Below are 17226 nucleotides of genomic sequence, written 5' to 3'. Positions count from 1 at the left end.
CTGCCGACTAGCGGCGGCTCTGCGGTCACGCAACCGCGCGCTTGATCCGATCGACGAGCCGGTCCCGCGCCGCGATCGCATCCTGCCCCCGGCCGATCATCAGGTCGCGAGCGATGAAATGGCCGGTCAGGCGCAGGCCGTCCAGAATGTCCGGCCAATCGGCCGCGCTGCCATCCAGCAAAAACCGGGGCAGTCGCAACAGGCGGTCCGTCAGCCCCTGCGCCGCTGCCGCGCTGACCGCACCGCCGCTTTTGGGGCTGACATGGGTCAGATCCTCGGTCGTACCGGTCGCAACGCATTGGCGAAGATCGAGGCCAAAGCCCAGCTCGCCCAGCACCAGCAACTCATATCGCACCAGCGCCGCCGCCCAGCCGCGCGCGGCGGGCGCAGCCTCGATCGCGGTCAATAACGCCTCGAGCGTCGCGTGCAGGCGCGGATAGGGCTGCCCCTCCGGCAGGGTCGCGGCGGTCAGCGCCGTTGCCCAGTCGATGGCGGCGGCGGGCAGCGGCTCGGCGAACAGGGGCGCCCGGCTGTGGATCAGCTCGGCGGTCATGCCAGGCAACTGATCCTCCGTTCGCGCGCGCCATTCGCCCGCAATACGGTTTCCCGGCTGAAGGATCGGGCGTAGCCGGCGCGAATGGCCGCCGCGCACATAGCCCGCAACGACGCCCGCCTCCTCGGTCAGCCCGCGCACGATCGCGCCATGCTCGCCATGCAGGCGAACCGACAGGATGGTGGCAGGCGCGATCAGGTGCATCGGCCCTCGTCCTCCCCGATCAGGGGCGGGGGGTCAACGCCGCAGCCGCCGTGCCCAGTCGCTGCCCAGCGCCCGCTTGGCAAACGCCACACCACCGTCAAAGGTGGAAAGCGCGCCGATCAGCGCCCGATTGGATAGGCCCGGCCGCAACAGCAACAGGTCGGCACAGGCAACGCCCCCGGTTGCCAGTTGACGCTTGTGCTGACCCTCCCCTTCGGTGAAATCGAACTGGACCAGCGTCCCTTCGGCGAACAGGTCGCGCATCGCCGCCAGATGCAGCACGCTGCCCGGCGACCAGTCGTTCCACGCGGGATCATGGCCGACATGCTCGTACCGGACGATGCCGTCGCTGACCGGGCACCACAGATAGGCGACCGGCCAGTCGTCGATGAACAGGATCCATCCCCGCGCCCGACCCGCCGCCGCCAGGGCCAGCATTTCCGCCTGATAGCCGTCATCGGCGGGCAATGCCGCGTCCAGCAATCGTTCCTGATAGGTGCGCGCAGCCACCTGCCGGGCCAGCGGGTGAAAGGCGGCGACCTCGGCCGGGCTGCGATACCGCTCGATCCGCACCCTGCCCGCCGCCGCCAGCTTCTTTTCCTTGCGTTTCAGCCCCGACCGCGTGTTGCCGGACAGGGCGGCAAACCAGGCGTCGAACCCGATCGACAGGTCGGTGTGAAAGCGCGTGTACCGTTGCCGTTCGCAAACCAGCAGGCCGGCGCCCGCCGATGTCAGGGCGGCGGCATGCTGCACCGGCAGCGATGTGACAAGATAGCCATGCTCGCCCGGCAGCAGCGGGGGCAGCACGGGCGCGGCATCGGCCAGTACCGCGTCCAGACCCAGCGGCACCCGCGACAGCCGCCGCCTGACGGTCAGGATCGTGCGCGCACCGACCTGAAACTGCACTGGCCAGAGCGGCGACGGTGCGATCAGCGGCACACCCGACTGGATGGCAACCGCCTTCACGCCGCGCGCTCCTCCACCCAGTTGGACCAGAGCTGTTCCGCCTGCCGCCATGCCGTGCGCAGCGGATCGGGGCCAAGCGGCCGGTCCTCGGCATCCAGCCGCCATTCGGGCAGCTCGGCGAAATGACGGGTGGGCAGCATCTCGCGCAGGTCAGCCAGCATGGTCAGCAGCGCGTCGAACCGGCGCACATGGACGCCATTGGCACGGGTCCCGGCCCGGTTGGCCAGTTCGAAACTATGGCCGACGATCGTGATTGCCTGATGCCCAGCGTGCAGCGCATGGCCGATTGCCGCGCGCATTTCCCCCGCCGACAGCGCACAGATCTGGAAATGCCGCAAATGCCCCGGCGCGTCCTCGATGACCGTCACCGGCACTTCGATCACGCCCTGATGCTCGATCGGGGATATCCGGGTCGGCGGCAGGTCGATGGCACTGGGCGCGGGCGCAGCGGCGCCGTTATGGCTGCTGTCATAGCGGATGCCGTGGCTGGCCAGCGCACGCAGCGTTGCATCGTTCGCGGCATAGCTGCCCGCCCGGAACGCCACCGGGCGCGGCGCGCCCGCCGCCATGATCAGGTCGATCGCCCCGCCCAGCAACTGCGCCTGTTCCGTCTCGGCATAATCAATGAGGTTGAACGGTGCATGCGAAGCGCCGCCATCGCCCGGCACCGCGCGGGTCCATCCGGGATGCAGGTGCAGCTGCACCTCCTGCCCCGCGGACAATACCGCGTCCACGACGCGCCGGATGGGGTCCAGCCCGAACGGAATGGCCGGCATGGGGTCGATAAAGAAACACGCCTTCAGACCATGATCGTTCAGGCAGCGGAGCTGATGGGCGATCCCGACCCCCGCCGGTTCCAGCGAACGGGCGACAATCGCGGGCAGGTCGTGTCCCGCCCGGTGCTGCCGCCAGGAAAGCTCCGTATCGATGGTCAGAAAAACATCGGTTGCCATGCCCCCGCCCTACCCGACGGGGGGTAAAGAATGTGCCAAGATGGGCGGGCGAACCGGTTCCGTTATTCTGTGATGGCCCGGTGGTTACGGCTTGATGCCGTACCGCACATAATCCTCGTCGATGCGCGGCGACAGCATCCGGGCGGCAGCCAGATCGGCATCGCCCTCGGCCATCTTGCCCTGACGCCGCTGGATGATGCCGCGCAGATACAGGCTGCCGGGCATATCGGGCGACAGGTCCATCGCGGCCTTCAGATCGGCCAGCGCATCGTCCATCCGGTCCAGCCGGAAATAAACCATGGCGCGGCTGTCCAATGCGGATGCCGGATAGTCGTTCAGTTCGATCGATTTGGTGCAATCCTTCAGCGCGGTATCCAGTGCGACGTTGCGCGTACCCTTCAGCCAGCACCGGCCGTTCAGCAGGTCCGGGTCGCCGGGTGAGGCGGCAAGCGCCTCGTCCATCGCTGCCAGCGCCAGGTCCATCTCACCCATTTCCGCCAGCACATCGGCCTTGTGCGACAGATAACCGGCCTTGTCCTCGCCGCCCTCGGCAATGCGCTCGTCCAGCAGTTCGAGCGCGGCATCGCCCTGTCCGATCCGCATCTGCAGCATGGTCAGCGCGCTCACCGCGCCGAACGACCCCGGATCGATGGCGCGCGCGGCCTGAATATCGGCAAGCGCCTTGTTGTCATCCTTCATCAGTTGATGGACCCGCGCGCGCCACAGCAACAGGTCGGCGTCCGTTTCGATCGCCAGCGCGCGGTTCAGGTCGGCGATCACCGCCTTCCAGTCCAACAGCGTGGCATAGAAATCCGCACGGTTGGTCAGCGGCTCGCGCTTGTCGGGCTTTGCCTTGATCGCGGCGGCATAGGCGGCCAGCACGGGGGCAAAGGCGTTGGCCTGCTTGGCGGCCTGAACCTGCTGCCATTGGGGCGGCGTTGCGGCTGGCGCGATCAGCTTGAGCGAGCGGCTGCCGGCCCGCGCCATCGCCTGCCGCGTGGCCGCAATGTCGGCGACCGCGATCTCCGTGCCGGTCGACTTGATCTCGTCCTCGATCACCAGCCAGCCGTCATTGCCGATCGCGGCCTTGCGCGACAGGCTGCGCCCGGCCAGCGTCGCGGGCAATTCCACATCGCCGTCGAGCCGGAAGTCGCGGCCCTTGCCGGGCAATTTCACCCGCTGGCGCCACACCATATGTTCGGCATCGCCCGTCGCCACGGGCAGCGTGCGCCACGCCGTCCGCGACCGGTCCGGCGAAAAGGTGATCGACGAAACCGTCTTGTCGACATCCAGCACGCGGCGCTCGCCGTCACGCGTCCAGCCTCCGCTGGCCACGCCGGTCATGGTCACGGTCACGGTCCCCGCCGCGGCGTCGAACGCCATCTGATGACCGGTCATCGTCGCACCCTGGCTCAGGATGCTGCGGTTGATGCCATTCGCCATCTGCTCCATCGCGTCGGGATTGCCCTGCGCCTGCGCCGCCTTGAGCTGTTCGACCAGCGGCCCGCGCATCGTCATCCGCGCGGTATAGGTGCCGGGCAGGTCGATGCCGGCCGACAGATCATGTTCGACCTCCGCCTGAAACTGGGGCCGGGCCGGCGCGCGGGCATCGATCGGCATCAATGCCGACCCGTCGGGCCGCAGCGGCAGGGCAAAGCGGAATGGCGGCACATCAGCCATGTCCGCCAGCTGCGCGCCCGCGCTCGTGCCGTCCAGCCAATAGCTGGTGCCGCCGATTTCCGCCCGGACGATCACATGGTCGAACGCCGCAGGGATCGGCAGGCGGCCGGGCAACAGGCCGCCAAGCTGGCTGTGGACCAGCACCGGCTCCGCCTCGATCTCAAGCGCGTGCAGCATCGACAGCAGCAACAGCGTCTTCGCCTTGCAGTCGCCATAGCGCAGCCGCCACGTGTCGGCCGGGGTCTGCGGCCGGTAATTGCCGCCATTCATGCCGTTGAACAGGTAACTCACCTGATCCTGCACCGCGATCAGGGCCAACGCCGCGCGCTTCAGCGGATCGGTTTCGGCGGCGCGGATCCGGGCGACTTCGCCGGCCAGCGGGCTGTTCGCCGCGATCAGGCCATCGGTCTTGTAGAGCGCGGCCATGGTCCGCGAAATGCTCTCCCAGTCGGCAAAGCTGGTCGCTTCCAGGATCGGCAGCTTGCGAAAGCGCACCGGCACGTCATTGGGCAGCTCCGCCGGTTTGGGCAAGGTGCCGATCCATTCCAGCTCGTTCCAGTCGCCATTGGCCACCGCCTTGGCCGTAAAGCCGTCGGCATAGCTCTGCCATGCGATCTTCTGGTCCTTTGGCCAGATCATCCGGGTACGGGAATAACCGATCTTGGCCGGTTCCGCGGGCAGCGCCACCGCCGCCTGCACACCGCCGCCCAGCGCGCCATCCTTGTTCGTCTCGGAAAACCGCATTCTCAGGACGTCGCCGACCTGCAGCCCCTGAACCGACAGCGTCGCGGTCAGCATCCCGTCGACCCAGCGCTGCTCCAGCCGCTGTTCACGGCGCAGCACCTCGAACTTCTGGCCGCCCTTCAGCACATCGATGACCTCGCCGCCGCGAAGGATTTCGACGGAATGGACGATCAGGTCGCCGGTATCCGGGTTCCACGCCAGCCGAAGGTTGCCGATATCGCCCAGCATCTGCGCCGTCGCCGCGCGGGTGGCCAGATCGCTATAGACCCATGCCTCTTCGCCGTTCAGCCGGACCTGCTGGTCGCGCACCTGCAAGGGGGGATCGGCATCGGTCAGCTTGGCGGCATTCAATGCAGGGGCAGCCTTGATCCAGGTGGGTGCGGCCTCATACCGGATCGTCTCACCCGCATTGGCCGCCGACACCCAAGCCAGCGCCATCACCAGCCACGAACACACCCGAACCCACATCATGCCGATTTCCGCCCCCACGGGGCGGTCGCAGAATATCGACCCCCCGTTCAGGGGAGCGTAACGCGCCCATCCCGCCGCCCGCAAGCGGCAAAGCGTTCAATTCGGGTGATAAAAATCGTAAACCTGCTGGGCCACCGCCGCGCTGACACCGGGTGCCCGCTTCAGATCGTCCAGGCTGGCCGAACGCACTGCCTTGGCCGTGCCGAAATGCATCAGCAGCGCCTTTTTCCGGGCCGGACCGATGCCGGGCACTTCGTCCAGCGGCGATGCACCGATGGCCTTTGCCCGCTTTTCGCGATGGGCGCCGATGGCAAAGCGGTGCACTTCGTCACGCAATCGCTGAAGGTAGAACAGCACCGGCGCGTTGACCGGCAACTGGAACTCCCGCCCGTCCATCAGGTGGAACACCTCGCGCCCCTCGCGGCCGTGATGCGGCCCTTTGGCGATGCCGACCACGGGCACATCCTCGATGCCCAGCTCCTCCAGCACCTGCATCGCGACACCCAGCTGCCCCTTGCCGCCATCGACCAGCACCAGGTCGGGCCATTCGCCCCGTTCCCGGTCCGGGTCCTCCTCCTGCGCGCGGGCAAAGCGGCGGGTCAGCACTTCGCGCATCATCGCGAAATCGTCGCCGCCCACGGTGTCCTTCCGCTTGATGTTGAATTTGCGATATCCGCCCTTCCGGAACCCCTCCGGCCCGGCGACGATCATCGCGCCCAGCGCGTTCGTTCCCTGAATATGGCTGTTGTCGTAAACCTCAATCCGGTCCGGCGGCGCGGGCAGGTCGAACAGATCCGCCACCTCGGCCAGCAGCTTCGCCTGGGTCGTGCTTTCCGCCAGCCGCCGGTCCAGCGCCTCCACGGCATTGCGCTGCGCCTGTTCCATCAGGCGGCGGCGCGCGCCCCGCTGCGGCACGCTGATCGCCACCTTGTGCCCGGCCCGCTCGCACAGCGCCTCGGCCAGCAATTCCGCATCGGCCAGTTCGCGATCCAGGAACACGTTCCGCGCGGGCGGCACTTCCTCATAGAATTGCATCAGGAACGCGGCCAGCACCTCGTCTTCCGGCACATCGGCGACGTGCGTGGGGTAAAAGCTGCGATGGCCCCAATTCTGCCCGCCGCGGATGAAAAACGCCTCGATCCCGATGACGCCCTGCTTCGCGGCCAGCGCGAACACATCGGCATCGCCCACCCCGTCGGCATGGATCGCCTGACTGCCCTGAATGAAGGTCAGCGCCTTCAGCCGGTCGCGCAGCACGGCGGCCAGCTCGAAATCCATCGCTTCCGCTGCCGCCGTCATCTGCTGGCCCAGCTTGGCCTGCACCTGCGTCGATTTGCCGGTCAGGAACGCCTTGGAATCGGCAACCAGCTCCGCATAATCCTCGGTGCTGATCCGCCCGACGCATGGCGCTGAACACCGGCGGATCTGATAGAGCAGGCACGGCCGGTCCCGCGTCTTGAAGAAACTGTCGGTGCACGATCGCAGCAGGAACAGTTTCTGCAGCGCATTCAGCGTCTTGCGCACCTGACCCGCACCCGCGAACGGCCCGAAATAATCGCCCTTTGCCCGGCGCGCACCACGATGCAGCTGGATCCGCGCAAAGTCGTGATCCTGCCGGATCAGGATGAAGGGGAAGCTTTTGTCGTCGCGCAACAGGACATTGTAGGGTGGCCGATACCGCTTGATCAGCTGCGCTTCCAGCAACAGCGCCTCGGCCTCGCTGCCCGTGGTCACGATCGTCATCCCGCGCGTCTGCGCGACCATCCGCTGCAACCGTTTCGACAGCCGGGTGACCTGGGTGTAATTGGTCACCCGGTGTTTCAGCGCCCGCGCCTTGCCGACATAAAGCACGTCGCCCCGCGCATCAGTCATGCGATAGACGCCGGGCCGCGTGGGCAGGGTATTCAGGACGTTGCGGATCGCCGCCACCCCGACCTCCAGGTCGAGCTGTTCCGCGCCGCGCACGGCATAGGCGGCCTTTTCCTCGTTGAACCGGTCGGGACTGTTGGGGGTCGACATGACGTGGCGGGATTTAGGGATTCGGCAATGGAAACGCCAGCCATGGCTTGACGCAAACCCGGTGCTGCATCAGCCTTTCGTACGATGCTGCTCATCCTTGCCCTGCTCGCCCAGGCCGCCCAGTCCGCTCAGCCTGCCACGCCCGTCGCGCCGGATTGCGCCCATGACCGGGCGGCGCTGCTCGCCCTGTCGCAACAGGCGTTCGATCAGGACATGGACGGCGGCTGGCGTGCGCTTGCCAATCGCGGCTGCGATGCACAGGCCGCGGACCTAATCCGTGACTGGCGGACCCGGCACGGCGTCAACCACCCGATCCTGACATGGCACGAAGGACAGATGCGCGCCTATATCGGCCAGACCGATGCCGCGATCGCCCTGTTCGATCAATCCCGCAAGCCCGCGGATGAAGATGCGCCGTTCGGCTGGAACCACTATGTCGATGGTAGCATCGCGTTCCTCCGCCGCGACCGGCCCGCGCTGGAACGGGCACGGGCGCAACTGGCGGTGTTGCCACGACCCGAATGGTACAAACCTGTCGATCGGGAGGGCAGGCCTCAGCCCGTGCAATGGCCGATGAACCTGCACGTGCTTGACGGGTTTCTTGCGTGCTGGGATCGGCCCTATGCCGAAGCCTATGGCTGCGGCATCCTGTCCCGCGTGAAGCCGAACTGATCCCGCCGCTTATTTGATCACCGCCAGATCCTTTTCGGCGGCGGTCAGCATATCGTTCGTAATCTGACCCTGCGCCAGCGGCTGCAGCTGTTTCAGGCTCATCTGCTTGAACTGATCATACATCGGGTGCTTCAGCATTTCGGGAAAATGCTTGTCCAGCACGGCCTTGGACGCCGGGTTGGCCGCCAGCGTCTCGACGGGCGTATCCAGGGACAGGGCGACGGAAGCCGCAGGCGTCGTCGCCGGCTTGCCACCATGCGCCGAATGATCCTGAACCACCGGCATCGTCGCCAGCATCACCGCAAGCGTCATCATCGGCACGCTTCTCTCCCCTGTTCTTGACGACCGGCGTCAGGCGCAGCCGGCTTCTCCGTCGATCACCTGCCGGACCTTTTCCGCCAGCTGCCGCATCGTGAACGGCTTGGCCAGAAATGCAACATCATGATCCAGCATCCCGTTATGGACGATGGCGTTGCGGGTATAGCCGGTGGTGTAGAGCACCGGCAATCCGGGCCGCTTCTCCCGCGCGGCCTCGGCCAGCAGCCGGCCGTTCAGGTCGGGCATGATCACGTCGGTGAACAACAAGTCGATGCGATCGCGCTGGTCCAGCAATGCAAGCGCACGATGGGGATCGGCGGCCTCGATCACGCGATAGCCGAGTTCCTCCAGCGCGGTCACCGACATCCGACGCACCCGCTCCTCATCCTCGACCACCAGCACCACTTCGCCATCGCGGGCATGGGGCAGCTGATCCCCGCCCTCGATCCCCGGGGCGGGCGCGGCAACCTGGCCGAAGTGGCGCGGCAGGTAGAGCTTGATCGTCGTGCCGATCCCCTCCTCGGAATAGATTTTTACATGGCCGCCCGACTGTTTGATAAAGCCATAGACCTGGCTGAGGCCAAGGCCGGTGCCCTTGCCGACGCCCTTGGTCGTAAAGAATGGGTCGAATGCCCGCTGGATCACCTCTGGCGGCATCCCGCTGCCGGTATCGCTGACCGAAATCATCACATATTGCCCGGCCGTCACTTCGGCATGTTCCGCGGCATAGGCGTCGTCGAGATGCGCATTCGCCGTCTCGATGGTCAGCCGCCCGCCCTCGCCCATGGCATCGCGCGCATTGACCGACAGGTTCAGGATGGCGTTTTCAAGCTGCCCGGCATCGATCAGGCAGGGCCACAGGCCACCGGCCAGCACCGTTTCGACGCGGATGCCGTCGCCCAGCGTCCGGCGCAGCAATTCGGACATTCCGCCAACAAGGCGATTGGCGTCGATCGCCCGCGGCGCAAGCGGCGACTGGCGGGAAAAGGCGAGCAGACGTGCCGTCAGCTCTGCCGCCCGCCTCGCGCCCTCCTGCGCATTGCCGATCATCTGCCCGGCCCGTTCCGGATTGGTGCCAAGATGCCGGACGGCCAGTTCCAGCGATCCGGTGACGATGGCCAGCATGTTGTTGAAGTCGTGCGCGATCCCGCCGGTCAGCTGGCCGATGGATTCCATTTTCTGCAGCTGGCGAACCTGAGACTGTGCCTCTTCGCGCGCCCCTGCCTCTTCGATCAGCAGCTGATTGGCGGCCGCCAGCTGATCCCGCGCATCATTCGCCTGCTCCAGCCGCCGCTGCAGCTGGCGCAGGACAAACGCCCCCAGCAACAGGGTTCCAAACGCGCTGAGCACCAGCCAGCCAAGAACTAGGCGAGTACGCGAATCCGCCGCATCGTCGCGCTGACGCAGCAGGCCGCGCTCGACATCCTTCATCTCGCCGCTCAGCACGCGGATCTCGTCCATCACGCGCCTGCCTTCGCCCTCCCGGACGACGGCTGCGGCATCGATTATGCCCCCCATCCGGGCGGCATCCACGATGCGGGTCGAAATCCTGATCTTTTGTTCGGCAAGCACCCGAAGCTGGCGTGCGCGGGCAAATTGCTCCGGATTGTCGGAAACCGCCTTGATCAGTTCGTTCAGTTCGCCCGGCAGTCGGCGGCGCGCCACCAGGAACGGCTCGGCAAACTCGGGATTGCGGGTCAGCGCAAAGCCGCGGGCTCCGGTTTCGCTATCCTGAATAATGGAAACGATGCTGCCGATGCGGTCATGAACCTGCAGCGCGTGAAGCACGCGTTCGTTTGCTGCCCGCTGGTCGCGGACCAGCATGATCGTGGATACGATCGCTGCGGTCAGGATCAGAAACCCTGATGCAAGAACCACAAGTCTGGAATCGATCGGGCGGCGGGTCATGCCGCCGCCCGTGCCCGTTGCACCCGGACGGCGCAACGAAATTATGATGGGATCGGGGTCAGTTAAGCCGCGACAGGCCGGCGATGGTCCGATCGACCAGCGGCTTGTCGGCATCGGCGCCGTGATTGGCGGCGATGATGGCACCGGCTGCGCGCGTTGCTGCATCGGCAGCGGTCGCGCGAACTTCGGCCAGCGCCTGACGCTCGGCAGCGGCGATCTTGTCCTCGGCCATGCGGGCGCGGCGCGCGATCAGCGCATCGGCATCGGCCTGCGCCTTGACGACCAGCGCGTCAGCTTCGGCACGCGCGCTTTCCACCATTGCCTTGGTCTCCACCTCGACATTGGCAATCCGGCGGGCATAATCGTCGCGCAGACGCTCTGCCTCCTCGCGCAGCGCCTTGGCCTCGTCCAACCGCGTGAGGATGGCGGCAATCTGCTTGTCCAGCATCGCACCGATCAGGGCGGGCACGCCCTTGACCAGCAGGATGAGCAGGAAGACCGCCATGGCCAGGCTGACCCAACCCGTCGGGTCAAGGAACAGGGCCGTCGGATCGGCATGATGTTCGGCCGCGCCGCCATGAGCCTCGGTCGTCGCGGTCACGCCGCCATGCGCTGCTTCAGCCATGAATGGCCTCCTTCACCGCGGACCGCGCCGCTTCCTCGGTTACACTGACGCCGGACAGCCGGGCGACGATATCGCGCGCTGCATCGGCGGCAACGCCTTCGACTTCGGCAACCGCTGCATCGCGCGATGCGGCGATCCGCGCCTCTGCCTCGGCGATCTTCTGCTCGGCGGCACCATTGGCGGCGGCCAGCGCAGCCTCGGTCGACCGGGCACCCGATGCCTTTGCCTCTGCGATCAGCTTTTGAGCAGCTTCGCGCGCGGCATTTTCCTTGGCTCGCCATTGCGCCTCGGTCGCGTCGGCCTGGATCCGCGCGCTTTCTGCCGCTGCCAGATCGGCAGCAATGGCGGCGTCACGCGCGTCCATCGTCTTGGTCACCTTGGGCACCAGCCCGCGGCCGACCAGAACATAGGCAAGACCGAAAATCAGGACGATCCACAGCACCTGCGACAGCAGATAGCCAAGATCACTGAGTTGCGCGATTTGAGGCATTCAATGCGTTCCCGTATCCTGCGGGCCGGAAGGATTCCGGCCCGGTCATCGTCCGTCGCGCAGAATTACGCGACGAAGATCAGCAGAACCGCGACGACGAACGCGAGCAGGCCCAGAAGTTCGGCGGCGGCGAAGCCGATGAACATGTTGCCCTGCTGGCTCGACGCGGCCGACGGGTTGCGCAGCGCGCCTTCCAGGAACGCGGCGAACACATTGCCCACGCCCAGCGCGGCCAGACCGGCACCGATGGCAGCCAGACCGGCACCCAGCAGCTTGATCGCATCAGCTTCCATTGAATTCACTCCTTAGGGATAATCAGGTGTTTGACGAAAAAGGGATCAGTGATGCTCGTGCAGATGCTCGGCATCGTTGATGTAAAGGCTGGTCAGCAGCGCAAAGACATAGGCCTGCACCCCCGCCACCAGCAGTTCCAGCGCGGATACGCCAACCATCAGCAGAAAGCTGGGGATGCCCACCGCCGCGCCCAGACCGGCACCGGCATTCACCGAATTGACGATGAAATAGGCCAGCACCTTCAGCAGGATGTGTCCGGCGGTCATCGCGACGAACAGTCGCAGCGCCAGGCTGAACGGCCGCACCAGGAACGAGATCATCTCGATCGGCACGACCAGCAGCAGCACGGGGATCGGCGTGCCGTGCGGCACGAACAGCTTGAAGAACTTCAGGCCATGCTTGCCGAACCCGACCGCCAGCACGATGGCAAAACTCACGATGGCGAACACGCCCGTCACCGTGAAATGGCTGGTAAAGGTAAACGGATGGACGCCAACCAAGCCCAGCGGAAGCAGGCCCAGCACATTAGCAAACAGGATGAACATGAACAGCGTGAAGACGTACGGCACGTACTTCTTGCCCGCCGGACCGATATTGGCGCTGAGCAGGTTGCCGATAAAGCCGGTAAAGCCCTCCACCGCCATCTGCCAGCGGCCGGGAACCATCTGCCCCTTCGCGCCGCCGATCACGAACACCCACAGGGCGACGAGCGCGATCAGCATCCATGCCGCGGAATTGGTAAATGAAATCGCCGCATCGCCGACCGTGAACAACGGGTCGCCGATCGCCTGCACCTGGAACTGGTGCATCGGGTCGATCTTGCCTGCTTCTTCAGCCACTGCCCCAGCCATTCCCTTGGACGCCATTCCCGTCAAAGAACCAAGTTATAAAGCGGCGCCCGAAATTATTTCGAGCGCCGGTTCGCAATCCGGATGATGTTCCTGAAGGCACCCGCCACCCCAAGGGCAAGCATCGCCAGCAGGAGCCACGGCGAGGTATCCAGCCAGCTGTCGAGCAACCACCCGATAACGGCTCCCCCAACCAGTCCCCCGATCAGCTCGGCCAGCACGCGGTTGCCCATCCGGGTATCCGCCTCGCCCTTGTCGGGCTGTGCTTCGCCGCGCCGCACCGCTTCCTCGGCCTGCGCCCGCCGAAGCCGCTCTTCGAGCGAATCCAGCCGCGCATCTTCGCCAAGGGGGTCCAGTCCGGGCCTGCGATCGGTCATTTGCGTCCTTCTGTTGCCCGTGGGGGTCGGAGGAACGCCAATGCCGGGCGCCGGCCCGCCAAGGCAGGGGCCGTTTAGGAAGGGGGGACCCCTGAGTCAACAGGTGGGATTTGACGGCCGCAGCCCGGGGTCAGCGCGGCCGGCGGGAAACGGGCGGCACGCGCTGCATAGCTATGCGATCGGGTTCAGATGCACTTCGGATCGCGGATCGGGGCGCCCGACCCCCGCGTCTGCCACGCGCCCGCCGGATCCATGTATTTTTCGCCCGGTGCCGTTCGCGCGATCAGGTTGCAGCCGGTGACGAACCCGCGCTGTTCCACCGTCCCGCCCTCGGCCTGCGCCTGGGTGGTATAGGCTTTTTTGCGCTGCAGGTTGATGTCGCTCACCATCTTGCGGACATCAGCGGGCGCATTGCCGACAACGCCCAGATAGCCGTCCGGCTGCTCGCCCACCTGCCCCGACGCGCGGGCAGCCGCATAGGCAGGATCGCGCGCCTGAGCCAGCGCCGCCCCGGCCGAACCTGCCGCCGCCAGCACCAGCAGCGCCGCGGTGATTTTCATGCCCGTCCTGTCCATCGCCGTTCCCATCAGAAGATTCCCGGATTTTCGTCGATCAGCCGCTTGGCATCGCCGTCAAAGCGATACACGATTTCCTGGCTGATCTTGATATTGAGGTTGATCTCGATCGGCTTGTCCGGTGCATTCACGGTGATGCAACCGCCAAGGCCAGCCATCGCGACCGCCGCCATCATCGTCCAGCCAATCCGGCCCTTTCCCTTCGCTGCGGGCGGCACCACGCCGTCGCCAACCGTTGCACTCATGGCATCTTCTCGCTTTCTGTTGGCTGAATACCGGGTTGCAGTGGCATAGGCGAGGCGATTATGCCGCGCGCCTGCGCCTCGCGCTCTGCCTGTTCGCGCAACAGGGTGGGCACGTCGAGGTTGGACGGATCATAGATCGACTTGGCAGAATCGATCAGTTGCAGAAACGGCGCCTGGATGCGGATGTTGAACACCAGCGGCAATCGCGCCAGCCGCCGGATCAGGAAATTGCTCTTCGTCCCTGCGCCCTGAGCGACGCCGGCAAAGCGGATTTCGGTGATCATGTCGCCGGCCAGCGGCCCGTTCAGCGCCAGTTCCAGCTCGCGATAGCGGATTGCGCGCAGCGCCTGGAACGCGAAATCGCCCCATGCGCCCAGCTGTTCCTCGCTCAGTTCGCCCAGATAGGCGAGCGTGCCGCCGCCCGGCCGCACCGCCAGCCGCCCACCCTCGACCCGCGCGCCGCTGGCATCGAACAGCACCGGGATCACCCCGTCGAACGTGCCTGTGGCGTCCAGATTGTCGAAATCAAACTGTTGCAGGAACTGATCGGCATCGACGCCCTCTGCACGGAACACCATCCGCTTGGGCGCGGTGCTGGCGAAATCAAGCACGGTCGGCTCTAGCACCATGGCCCCGCCCGCCAGCGGCCAGCGCCCGCCTTCGATCGCCACCTTCTGTCCGGCCAGCAGGCGATACCGGATTTGCCCGTCCCGCACCGGAAAGCCGGGATTGACCTCGGCCAGCCGAACCACCTGCCCGGGCTCGGTTTCCAGCGACAACAAGTCGGAAAAGCGCAGTTCGCCGGACAGGCCGGTGACTGGGCCGAATGCCGCCGCCAGGTCCAGGCTATCGGTCCGGAACGTGCCGCCGCTGGTCACCCCTTGGCCGGTCCAGTTGATCGTGCCGCGCCCGTTGACCTCGCCCTTCACCGCCGCGACGACGCCGAATGCCAGCTCGGTCAGATCGCGCGGCTGCAGGCCCCTTTCGGCAAAGCGGATGCCCGGCACATCGATCACGGCATCGCCGACCGTGCGCGACAGATCGTGCCGGATGGTGACGGCAGCGATCGTCTGATCCCCTCCAGGCAGGGTCAGCGTGCCGGTGGTCAGGATCTTGCTGTCGGCCAGGGTCAGGCGGATGTCGTTGCTGACCATCGGGTTGAACCGGGGTTCGCGCGGCGGCTGGCCCGGCTCGACCGCGTTTACATCGTCGCTGACGGTCAGGCCGCCACTGACGGTCAGCGCCGTATCGGCAAAGCGCCATTCGCCCGCCCCGTTGGAGAGAATCAGCGGCACGCGCGCAATCTGTCCGTTCAGGCCGACGAAGCGGCCCGACACGCCGCCGTCCGCAATCGCTCCGTCCAGCGTTTCTGCGGCAAGGCGATTGACCCGATCCGGCGTACCGATTGCCAGCGCGGGCTGGCCCAGCGCAAACCGGCTGGCGGCAAGGTCGAAACGGCCGCGTGCTGCATCGACGGTCAGCGGTGCACCGCCCAGCGATCCGGCAAGGCGCACTGCGCCGGTCGACACGCCGCCCGCCACCTGGCCATCGGCAAGCCGCAGCATGGCGCCATCCGTGGGACATAGGGTCATTCGCGCCGGCGTAAGCGTAAGGGTGCTGACCATCAGTTTCTCGAACGCCAGCGGGGCGCAGCCGGGATTGACCGTCAACCGCCCATCGGCAAAGCGTGCATCGATGGGTAGCGACAGGCCATCCACGCGCCCGCCGGGCAATGGCCCGCTGAGCACCGCAGCGCCCGTCATCTGCGCGCGTCCTTCGGCCAGCTGGAATGCCACTCGATTAAGCGCCAGGCTGGCATCCCCCGCGCGATAGGGGGCGATCACCGCCTGCCCCGTCACCGCCCCGCCCGGCCGCACCTGATTCAGGCGGATCAGCCCATCGGGCAGGCCGCCGCCGCCGAACGCGACGATGCCGTTGAGGGTCAGGCCACCCGCCGGCCATGAAAAACGCGCGCCATCGCCATCGGTCAGCGACAGCCGCGCACCGCTGGTCGCGTTCAGCGTCATCCGCCGGAGCTGCCCCGAAACGGCACCGCCCTTTGCCTCCACTGCCAGATCGGCGGCAACCATCGCGTCGCTGGCCATCGCGCCCAGCGCATCCGTCAGTCGATCCATCAGCGGCCCGACCGGCGTTCCCGTGCCACTGCCGCGCAGGGCGGCAATCTGCCGCCGGACCGCGTTGTCCGCCCGCACCCCGTCCAGCGTCAGCCGCGCATCCAGCGCCTGAGCATTCCCGACCCTGTATTGCCCGACGACACGCGCCTGCCCCGCCGATGCCAGATCGGTCGCGATCCCCGATGCGGACAGGTCCATGCCGCCGCCCGTTGCGCCGGGGCCGCCATCGAACCGGACGGTGCCAGTCAGCGTGCGCAGCGAAGCGCGCGGGCCGTTCAGCGCGCCCAGCATCAGCCCCGCCTCACCGCGCCACCGGTCCAGCCGTTCGTTCAGCGCAACCTTCACCGCCACGGACGACGCGCCCAGCATGGTGGTGTCGCACCGCGCGCCCGCGATGCGAAGCGGCCCGTCGAACCTGGGCTGGCGGGCAGTGATGCGGATATCGCCATACAGCGTCATCCGCGCCGCGCGGCATGGCCCCGACGTGACCTTGGGCGCCACTGCGGCAATCCTGCCTCGGAATCCGTCGTCCAGCCGACCCGCGCCGGTCAGCTTTACGCCAACCTGTCCCTGTGCAGTGTCGATCCGGGCACGCCCGTCCCCGATCGCCAGTGCGATTCGCGGCAGGGAAAAGGGCTCGCCCGACGGCGCGGGCATCAGCCGGTCCAGCGTGCCCAGCGTCAGCTTGCCACCCACCACTTTGCCCCGCATCCGGACCTTGCCGGCGCGCACCGCCACCACCTCCGGCTCGCCAAAGCCCAGGCTCAGGTCGATTTCCGCCCAATCGGCGGTCAGGTCGGGATTGGCCGGGTCGCCCAGCACCAGATTGGTGATCCGCTGCGTCCGGAACCCGATATCGGCAATCGTATACCGGGCGGGCACGCCCCGCTGGATCAGGGCGTCGCGGATGAACCCGTCGGCAATCGGCCGACGCTGGCTCCACAGGATGCCAGCCGCCGCGAACAGGATGATGCCTGTCACGGCGCCGATCCGTGCCGACCGTCGCAGCAGACGACGCCGGCGCGGCGATGCGGGCGCAGCACCCATGTTCAGGTCGAACGGTTCGGGCTCGCTCACGACCGCCGCACCGCTCCGGCCCGGCATCGGGGCAGGCTTGCCCGGCAGGCCAATGCACTGGGATGGTTGGCG

16 protein-coding genes are annotated in these 17226 nt (G+C 66.7%); 1 reads left to right on the top strand and 15 read right to left on the bottom strand.

What is annotated here, in order from left to right; translation table 11 throughout:
- Positions 1–25 precede the first annotated feature (25 nt).
- From recO to uvrC, 5 genes are all read right to left on the bottom strand, one after another.
- Positions 26–757, bottom strand: coding sequence for a DNA repair protein RecO (gene recO / locus ACNI3Q_RS08350; protein ID WP_426275724.1), 732 nt, complete (start codon positions 755–757; stop codon positions 26–28).
- 33 nt (positions 758–790) lie between these two features.
- The gene (locus ACNI3Q_RS08345; RefSeq protein ID WP_426275722.1) at positions 791–1723 is read right to left on the bottom strand and encodes a GNAT family N-acetyltransferase; all 933 of its coding nucleotides are present in this window, start codon (positions 1721–1723) and stop codon (positions 791–793) included.
- On the bottom strand, positions 1720–2676 hold the full coding sequence (locus tag ACNI3Q_RS08340) for a polysaccharide deacetylase family protein (RefSeq protein WP_426275720.1): 957 nt from the start codon (positions 2674–2676) through the stop codon (positions 1720–1722). The genes ACNI3Q_RS08345 and ACNI3Q_RS08340 overlap by 4 nt, the downstream gene beginning before the upstream one ends.
- An 84-nt stretch (positions 2677–2760) precedes the next feature.
- Positions 2761–5571, bottom strand: a complete 2811-nt coding sequence (locus ACNI3Q_RS08335) for a DUF3857 domain-containing protein (protein WP_426275718.1) — start codon at positions 5569–5571, stop codon at positions 2761–2763.
- 96 nt (positions 5572–5667) lie between these two features.
- Positions 5668–7590, bottom strand: a complete 1923-nt coding sequence (gene uvrC, locus ACNI3Q_RS08330) for an excinuclease ABC subunit UvrC (protein ID WP_426275716.1) — start codon at positions 7588–7590, stop codon at positions 5668–5670.
- 84 nt (positions 7591–7674) lie between these two features.
- Between uvrC and ACNI3Q_RS08325 the strand changes: the two genes are divergently transcribed.
- The gene (locus ACNI3Q_RS08325) at positions 7675–8262 is read left to right on the top strand and encodes a hypothetical protein (protein ID WP_426275714.1); all 588 of its coding nucleotides are present in this window, start codon (positions 7675–7677) and stop codon (positions 8260–8262) included.
- A 9-nt stretch (positions 8263–8271) separates the two neighbouring features.
- On the opposite strand, the gene ACNI3Q_RS08320 is transcribed toward ACNI3Q_RS08325, so the two are convergent.
- From ACNI3Q_RS08320 to ACNI3Q_RS08275, 10 genes are all read right to left on the bottom strand, one after another.
- Positions 8272–8577 carry a hypothetical protein gene (locus ACNI3Q_RS08320; RefSeq protein WP_426275712.1) on the bottom strand — a complete coding sequence of 102 codons (306 nt, stop codon included), beginning with the start codon at positions 8575–8577 and terminating at the stop codon, positions 8272–8274.
- 36 nt (positions 8578–8613) lie between these two features.
- Complete coding sequence (locus ACNI3Q_RS08315) at positions 8614–10488, bottom strand: CHASE3 domain-containing protein (RefSeq protein ID WP_426275710.1); 1875 nt, start codon at positions 10486–10488, stop codon at positions 8614–8616.
- Positions 10489–10546: 58 nt separating this feature from the next.
- Positions 10547–11113, bottom strand: coding sequence for a F0F1 ATP synthase subunit B family protein (locus ACNI3Q_RS08310; RefSeq protein WP_426275708.1), 567 nt, complete (start codon positions 11111–11113; stop codon positions 10547–10549).
- Positions 11106–11603 (bottom strand): F0F1 ATP synthase subunit B, encoded by a 498-nt coding sequence (locus tag ACNI3Q_RS08305; protein WP_260021708.1) that lies wholly within the window; start codon positions 11601–11603, stop codon positions 11106–11108. Before ACNI3Q_RS08305 ends, ACNI3Q_RS08310 begins: the two co-directional genes overlap by 8 nt.
- A gap of 65 nt (positions 11604–11668) precedes the next feature.
- Complete coding sequence (locus ACNI3Q_RS08300) at positions 11669–11896, bottom strand: F0F1 ATP synthase subunit C (RefSeq protein ID WP_260021707.1); 228 nt, start codon at positions 11894–11896, stop codon at positions 11669–11671.
- 45 nt (positions 11897–11941) lie between these two features.
- Positions 11942–12706: a F0F1 ATP synthase subunit A gene (locus ACNI3Q_RS08295; RefSeq protein WP_426276644.1), complete on the bottom strand. Its 765-nt coding sequence runs from the start codon at positions 12704–12706 to the stop codon at positions 11942–11944.
- A 95-nt stretch (positions 12707–12801) separates the two neighbouring features.
- Positions 12802–13122 carry an AtpZ/AtpI family protein gene (locus tag ACNI3Q_RS08290; protein WP_260021706.1) on the bottom strand — a complete coding sequence of 107 codons (321 nt, stop codon included), beginning with the start codon at positions 13120–13122 and terminating at the stop codon, positions 12802–12804.
- 185 nt (positions 13123–13307) lie between these two features.
- A complete protein-coding gene (locus ACNI3Q_RS08285) occupies positions 13308–13682 on the bottom strand; it encodes a YdbL family probable chaperone protein (protein WP_426275705.1) in 375 nt (124 codons plus the stop codon).
- A 26-nt stretch (positions 13683–13708) separates the two neighbouring features.
- Positions 13709–13942 carry a YnbE family lipoprotein gene (locus tag ACNI3Q_RS08280; RefSeq protein WP_426275703.1) on the bottom strand — a complete coding sequence of 78 codons (234 nt, stop codon included), beginning with the start codon at positions 13940–13942 and terminating at the stop codon, positions 13709–13711.
- Positions 13939–17154 carry an intermembrane phospholipid transport protein YdbH family protein gene (locus ACNI3Q_RS08275; RefSeq protein WP_426275702.1) on the bottom strand — a complete coding sequence of 1072 codons (3216 nt, stop codon included), beginning with the start codon at positions 17152–17154 and terminating at the stop codon, positions 13939–13941. Before ACNI3Q_RS08275 ends, ACNI3Q_RS08280 begins: the two co-directional genes overlap by 4 nt.
- Positions 17155–17226 lie beyond the last annotated feature (72 nt).

Origin of the sequence: Sphingomonas eleionomae (genome assembly GCF_049889035.1) — a bacterium.
In the GTDB taxonomy this organism is placed as follows: Bacteria; Pseudomonadota; Alphaproteobacteria; order Sphingomonadales; family Sphingomonadaceae; genus Sphingomonas.
This window is presented reverse-complemented; position numbering and strand designations above follow the sequence as displayed.